Raw genomic sequence first — 6,000 nt, forward strand, 5'->3', positions numbered from 1 at the left:
CGATTCATATTCATTCTGGAGTGCAAATCCTAATGCAATGGGCCCCGATACGCCCGTTTCCGGCCTTGCGGGGACGGAAAACGGGCATCGGCCACGCCCGTGCCGGTGCTGCCCGATGGCCCCGGCCAACCGGTATGCTTGCCCGGTTTCCTGCTGCAGGTCCCCCGCATGCGCATCATCAGTTTCAACGCCAATGGCATCCGCTCCGCCGCGACCAAGGGCTTCCTCGACTGGTTCCGTGCCCAGGACGCCGACGTCCTGTGCATCCAGGAGACCAAGGCCCAGGAAGACCAGCTGACCGACCCGATGTTCCGCCCGGACGGCCACCACTGCTTCTACCGCGATGCCATCACCAAGAAGGGCTACAGCGGCGTGGCCATCTACAGCAAGCGTGAGCCGGACCAGGTCATCACCTCGCTGGGCTGGGCCCCGTTCGATGACGAAGGCCGCTACATCGAGGCCCGCTATGGCAACCTCAGCGTGGTCTCCTTCTATATCCCGTCCGGCAGCTCGGGCGACCTGCGCCAGGGCTTCAAGTTCGAAGTGATGGAATGGCTGCGGCCGATCCTGGAGGAGTGGGCACGCAGTGGCCGCGACTATGTGCTGTGCGGTGACTGGAACATCGTCCGTTCGGCGCTGGACATCAAGAACTGGAAGTCCAACCAGAAGAACTCCGGCTGCCTGCCCGAGGAGCGCGACTGGCTCAATGCGCTGTGTGCCGACCACGGCCAGGCCACCGATGCCGGGGCCGGCCGCGGCTGGTCCGATGCCTACCGGCTGCTGCATCCCACCGGCGAGGACTACACCTGGTGGAGCAACCGCGGCGCGGCACGTGCCAACAACGTGGGCTGGCGCATCGACTACCAGTTCGTCACCCCCGGCCTGCGTGACCGCCTGCGCAGCTGCGCGATCTACCGCGACGAGCGCTTCTCCGACCACGCCCCGTTCACCGTGGACTACGACCTGTGAGCGAGGCCGCTGCGCCGGCCGGCTACAAGGGCTGGGCCGGGATCAAGCGTGCCTTTGGCACGCCCGCGGCCCTGACCATGGCCCTGCTCGGCTTCGGCAGCGGCCTGCCGTTCCTGCTGATCGCCTCGCAGACCCTGTCCACCCGCCTGCGTGATGTCGGCCTGGACCTGGGCAGCATCGGCCTGATCAGCCTGGCCAGCTTCTTCTACCTGCTCAAGTTCGTCTGGGCCCCGCTGCTGGACCGCTATGCGTTCCCGCTGCTGGGCTTCCTCGGCCGCCGCCGCTCCTGGCTGCTGGTGTCGCAGGTGCTGGTGATGGTCGGCCTGGTCGCGCTGGCGTTCGTACGCCCCGAACAGGGCGTGTGGCCGCTGGTGGCCTGGGTGCTGATCGCCTCCTTCGCCGGTGCCACCCAGGACTCGGCGGTGGACGCCTACCGCATCGAGATCGCCCCGGAAACCGCACAGGCCGCCCTGGCGGCAACCTACACGCTGGGCTACCGCATCGGCCTGATCCTGGCCGGTGCCGGCGCGCTGTACCTGGCCCAGTTCGAGAGCTGGCAGGTGGCCTACCTGGCCATGTCCGCCCTGATGCTGCTGCCGATCATCGCCACCCTGTGCTGCCGCGAACCGCAGCAGCCGGCCAATGCCGTGCAGCGTCGCATCGATGTGGCCGGTGCATTCCTGCAGCCGATCACCAGCTTCTTCCGCCACAACGGCGTACTGCTGGCCTTGGCCCTGCTGGCCTTCGTCGGGCTGTTCAAGTTCCCTGACCAGGTCATCGGCGTGATGGCCGGTCCGTTCTACCTCGATTCGGGCTTCGACAAGGCCGACATCGCCACGGTGTCCAAGCTGTTCGGTGTCTGGATGGGGATCGGCGGCGCGTTCATCGGTGGCATGGCCGTGGCCGCCTTCGGCTTCCGCCGCATGCTGCTGCTGGCGGCCCTGGGCGTGGCGCTGTCCAACCTGGCCTTCCTGCTGATGGCCCACAACCCGGGCCAGCTGTGGGCGTTCTATGCCGCGCTCAGCGCGGACAACCTGTTCCAGGGCTTTGCCGGCACCGTGCTGGTGGCCTTCATGTCGTCGCTGACCGACCGCAACTTCACCGCCACCCAGTACGCGCTGCTGGTGTCGCTGGCCAACCTGCCGGGCAAGTTCGTCGGCGGTGTCTCCGGCTACATCGTCGAGGCGACCTCCTACAGCACCTTCTTCATCCTCAGTGCCGTCACCGTGGTGCCGACCCTGTTGCTGCTGGCGTGGCTGTGGCCGCGCATCGGCGATCGCAGCCGTCCCGGGCCCTGATTGCCTGCCCGCCCCGACTGCGGGATGATCGCCCCCGACGCGCCGAGGGGGCGGTGCCTTGCGAACGGGGAGTGAGCATGGCCGAACTGACGCTGCGGGATCTGGACCCGCTGCTGCTGGACCGCATCCGACGGGTGGCGGTGGCACGCGGCTGGACCTACGAACAGACCTGCGTGGCCCTGCTGGAACAGGGCCTGTTTTCCAGCGAACTGGAAGTGCGCTCCGGCTTCGGTGACCCGGAAGTGGATGCCCTGTCCGATGCCATCGCCGCCCTGCAGGCCCTGCCCGCAGGCCAGGGCTTCGACTGAATCACCGGGCATGGCCGGCCCCCGTAGATCCACGCCATGCGTGGATGCCCCTCCGACACCCCATCATCGGGCGCACCTGGCCCCGTAGATCCACGCCATGCGTGGATGAACCCTCCAACACTCCATCACCGGGCGCACATACGCGCCCTCACGCCGGGTGGATCGCCCCGAGAATCCGCGGTCCCTGGGCCCCGGTCACGCCCGGCAGGTTGCCCGCCAGCCCCGCCAGCGTGCGGCTGGCCAGCCACGCAAACCCCATCGCTTCCACGTAGTCCGGGTCCAGCCCGTGGACGGTGCTGGGCTCGACCACCACCTCCGGCAGGCGTGCTGCCAGCCGCTGCATCAGGCGTGGGTTGTGCACACCGCCGCCGCACACCAGCAGGCGCCGGGTGTCCGGCTGCTGTGCCAGCAGGGCGTCGGCCACGGTGGCGGCAGTCAGCTCCAGCAGGGTGGCCTGCACGTCGGCGGCGGCATACTCGCCCTCGCCCATGCGTGCCTCGGCCCAGGCCAGGTGGAACTGCTCGCGGCCGGTGCTCTTGGGCGGCGGCAGGTCGAACCACGGGTCCGCGCGCCAGCTGGCCAGCAGGGCCGCATCCACCGCACCGCTGGCCGCGAACGCGCCACCGGCATCGAAGCCCTGGCCGGTGTGGCGCTGGCACCAGGCATCCATCAGCGCATTGGCCGGGCCCGTGTCAAAGCCGCGCACCGTGCCCTGGCGGGGAATCAGGGTCAGGTTGCCGATGCCACCCAGGTTCAGCACCGCCCGGTCCTCGCCGGCCGCGCCGAGCATGGCCAGGTGGAAGGCCGGCATCAGCGGTGCGCCCTGGCCGCCGGCGGCCACGTCACGACGGCGGAAATCGGCCACCGTGGTGATGCCGGTCAGTTCGGCAATGCGGTTGCCATCGCCCAGCTGCACAGTGAAGGCCGGGTCGGCCAGCGGCCGATGGCGCACGGTCTGCCCATGCGAGCCGATGGCCGTTACCTGTGCCCGGTCCACGCCGGCAGCGTCCAGCAGGCGGTTGGCCGCGTCGGCGAAGGCGATCGCGATCCGTGCATCCAGCTCGCCCAGTTCCTCCAGCGACTGCAGCGGCCCGCCTTCCCCCAGCGCGACCAGGCGTGCCCGCAGGGCCGGGGCCCAACCGTGGGTCAGGCCCTGCACGAACCGGCAGCCACCGGCCTGGGGGAACTGCACCAGCGCCGCATCGATGCCGTCGGCACTGGTGCCGGACATCAGGCCAAGGAAGAGGGGAGCGGTCGGGTCGACGGTCATGGCGGGCACAAAAAAAGGACGCGGCAAGCTTGGGCTGCCGCGTCCTTCTTCGTCAACGCACCCCTCAGCCGCGCTTGCGGGCGGCCGACGGCTTGTCCTTGGTGCTGGCCACCTCGGTGGCTGCCGCGTCGCGGCTGGTCGGCGGCGGGCTGGCCTCGGCGTAGATCAGCTTCTCCATGCCCTGGATGCGCGCCATGGCCGGCGCCGACTGCGCACGGAAGGCCGCCAGTTCGGCGCCCTTGAGCGGTTCCGGCGGCGGCATGGTCACCGTCAGCGGGTTGCGGTGTTCGCCGTTGACGCGGAATTCGTAGTGCAGGTGCGGGCCGGTGGCCAGGCCGGTGGAACCCACGTAGCCGATCACCGTGCCCTGCGCCACGCGCTGGCCGTTCTTGATGCCGGCAAAGCGGGACATGTGCCCGTACAGGGTGGTGTGGCCGCGGCCATGGTCCAGGATCACCACGTTGCCGTAGCCGCGCTGCACGCCCACGAACTGCACGCGGGCATCGCCGGCCGCCATGATCGGGGTACCGGTGCGGGCGGCGTAGTCCACGCCCTTGTGCATGCGCATCTTGCCCAGCACCGGATGCTTGCGCGCACCGAAGGTCGAGCTCAGCCGCGCGAACGGGATCGGCATGCGGATGAAGCTCTTCTTCAGCGAACGCCCGTTGATGTCGTAGTACTCCGACTTGCCGCCACGCTCGAAGCGGAAGCCGGAATAGGTCTTGCCACCGGTGGTGAAGGTCGCCGCCAGGATCTTGCTGGTGTCCACCTTCTGGCCTTCGCGCCAGGTTTCGTCCAGCACCACGCTGAAACGGTCGCCCGGCTGCAGGTCCTTGGAGAAGTCGATGTCGTACTTGAAGATGTCATCGGTCATCGTGGCGATGGCCGATGGGGACAGCCCCGCCTTGCGGGCGGCGGCATACAGCGAACTGGTGATTTCCCCGCTGGTCACCACCGTGCGGGTGGAGGTCTCGCGCTGGGTCACCTTCTCCTTGATGTCATCGCCGGCCAGGCTCAGTTCCACCCGGTTGTTGTCGTCGCGGTCGAAGCGGATGCTGCGCAGCTCGCCCGACAGCGGCAGGTCGAAGGCGATCTCAGCGCCGGGCCGCAGCCGGGTCAGCGCCTCGCGCGCGCCGGGGTGGTCCAGCACCCGGTGCATGGTGGTGGCCGGAATGCCGGCCTCGTCGAACAGGTTGCTCAGGCTCTGCCCGCTCTGCACCCGCAGCACCTGCCAGCTGTCGCCCGGGGTCTGCTGCTGGCGGGCCAGCGACAGCGGCGGCAAGGGCAGGGCCATGCTGGTGTGGGTGTCCGCGTAGGGCGCATCGATGGTGTGCGAGAAGCCCGGGACGATGGTCGCCACCAGCGCGCCGATGGTGGCGAACAGGCTGGCGTGCATCCAGTGGCGCCGGGTCCAGCGCTCATTGAAGGCGGCGGGAAGGTGTTGCCTGAGCTTCCGATGCAGGGCGTTGTCGTGCAGGACGTGGAGTCTTTCCTGGAAGCGCTGCTTGCGTGCGCGGCCGTGTTCGGAATTGAGCATCAGTAGGGAATCCTGGCTGGCCCGGGAGCGCGGGCCCAAACGCCGGTTACCATAGAGAGCTATCAAAAGCGCGTCAAACCCTTGTGCCCATTGGCTTTTGTGAAGCCGTTCGGGTTAACTTGGCTTTAACACCCCACACAAAGAATCGGCTGTAGCCGGGAGTAGTCACGTGTCCTCGATTGAAGAAGCCCTTGCCCTGATCGGCCGCGGTGCCGACGAGATCCTCAAGCAGGAGGATCTGCGCGCCCGCCTGGAGAGCGGAAAGCCGCTGCGCATCAAGGCTGGCTTCGATCCCACCGCGCCGGACCTGCACCTGGGCCATACGGTGCTGCTGAACAAGATGCGCCAGTTCCAGGACCTGGGCCACCAGGTCATCTTCCTGATCGGCGACTTCACCGGCATGATCGGCGACCCGACTGGCAAGAGCCTGACCCGCAAGCCGCTCAGCCGCGAGGACGTGCTGGCCAACGCCCGCACCTACGAGGAGCAGGTGTTCAAGGTGCTCGATCGCAGCCGCACCGAAGTCCGCTTCAATTCGGAGTGGTTCGGCAAGATGAGCGCGGCCGACATGATCCGCCTGGCCGGCCAGCACACCGTGGCGCGCATGCTCGAGCGCGA

The 6,000-nt window shown here is 68.3% G+C and carries 6 protein-coding genes (1 of these 6 running past the window's edge); 4 read left to right on the forward strand and 2 right to left on the reverse strand.

All coding sequences use genetic code 11. The features are described 5' to 3' along the window. The first annotated feature begins 168 nt into the window (after positions 1-168). The 3 genes from Q9R17_RS09970 (at position 169) to Q9R17_RS09980 (ending at position 2,575) form a co-directional block, all read left to right on the forward strand. A complete protein-coding gene (locus tag Q9R17_RS09970; protein ID WP_308158254.1) occupies positions 169-969 on the forward strand; it encodes an exodeoxyribonuclease III in 801 nt (266 codons plus the stop codon). Continuing rightward, entirely contained in the window at positions 966-2,267 is a 1,302-nt protein-coding gene (locus Q9R17_RS09975; protein ID WP_308158255.1) for an MFS transporter, read from the forward strand. Before Q9R17_RS09970 ends, Q9R17_RS09975 begins: the two co-directional genes overlap by 4 nt. A gap of 77 nt (positions 2,268-2,344) precedes the next feature. After that, entirely contained in the window at positions 2,345-2,575 is a 231-nt protein-coding gene (locus Q9R17_RS09980) for a hypothetical protein (RefSeq protein WP_308158256.1), read from the forward strand. Between the two features lie 148 nt (positions 2,576-2,723). Here the strand turns inward: Q9R17_RS09980 and Q9R17_RS09985 are convergent, their stop codons facing one another. Beyond that, a complete protein-coding gene (locus Q9R17_RS09985) occupies positions 2,724-3,845 on the reverse strand; it encodes an anhydro-N-acetylmuramic acid kinase (protein WP_308158257.1) in 1,122 nt (373 codons plus the stop codon). 64 nt (positions 3,846-3,909) lie between these two features. After that, positions 3,910-5,382 (reverse strand): peptidoglycan DD-metalloendopeptidase family protein, encoded by a 1,473-nt coding sequence (locus Q9R17_RS09990; RefSeq protein ID WP_308158258.1) that lies wholly within the window; start codon positions 5,380-5,382, stop codon positions 3,910-3,912. A gap of 169 nt (positions 5,383-5,551) precedes the next feature. Here Q9R17_RS09990 and tyrS point away from each other — a divergent pair, with 169 nt between their 5' ends. Next, positions 5,552-6,000: the start of a tyrosine--tRNA ligase gene (gene tyrS, locus Q9R17_RS09995; protein ID WP_308158259.1), read on the forward strand. 763 nt of this gene lie beyond the right edge of the window; only the first 449 of its 1,212 coding nucleotides appear in the window; it begins with the start codon at positions 5,552-5,554; the stop codon falls past the right edge of the window.

It is taken from the genome of Stenotrophomonas sp. 24(2023), from assembly GCF_030913365.1.
Classification (GTDB): domain Bacteria; phylum Pseudomonadota; class Gammaproteobacteria; order Xanthomonadales; family Xanthomonadaceae; genus Stenotrophomonas.

Coding starts and splice junctions, on each gene's coding strand:
- Q9R17_RS09970 (WP_308158254.1), top strand. CDS start 169: ATGCGCATCATCAGTTTCAACGCCAATGGCATCCGCTCCGCCGCGACC.
- Q9R17_RS09980 (WP_308158256.1), top strand. CDS start 2,345: ATGGCCGAACTGACGCTGCGGGATCTGGACCCGCTGCTGCTGGACCGC.
- Q9R17_RS09985 (WP_308158257.1), bottom strand. CDS start 3,845: ATGACCGTCGACCCGACCGCTCCCCTCTTCCTTGGCCTGATGTCCGGC.
- Q9R17_RS09990 (WP_308158258.1), bottom strand. CDS start 5,382: ATGCTCAATTCCGAACACGGCCGCGCACGCAAGCAGCGCTTCCAGGAA.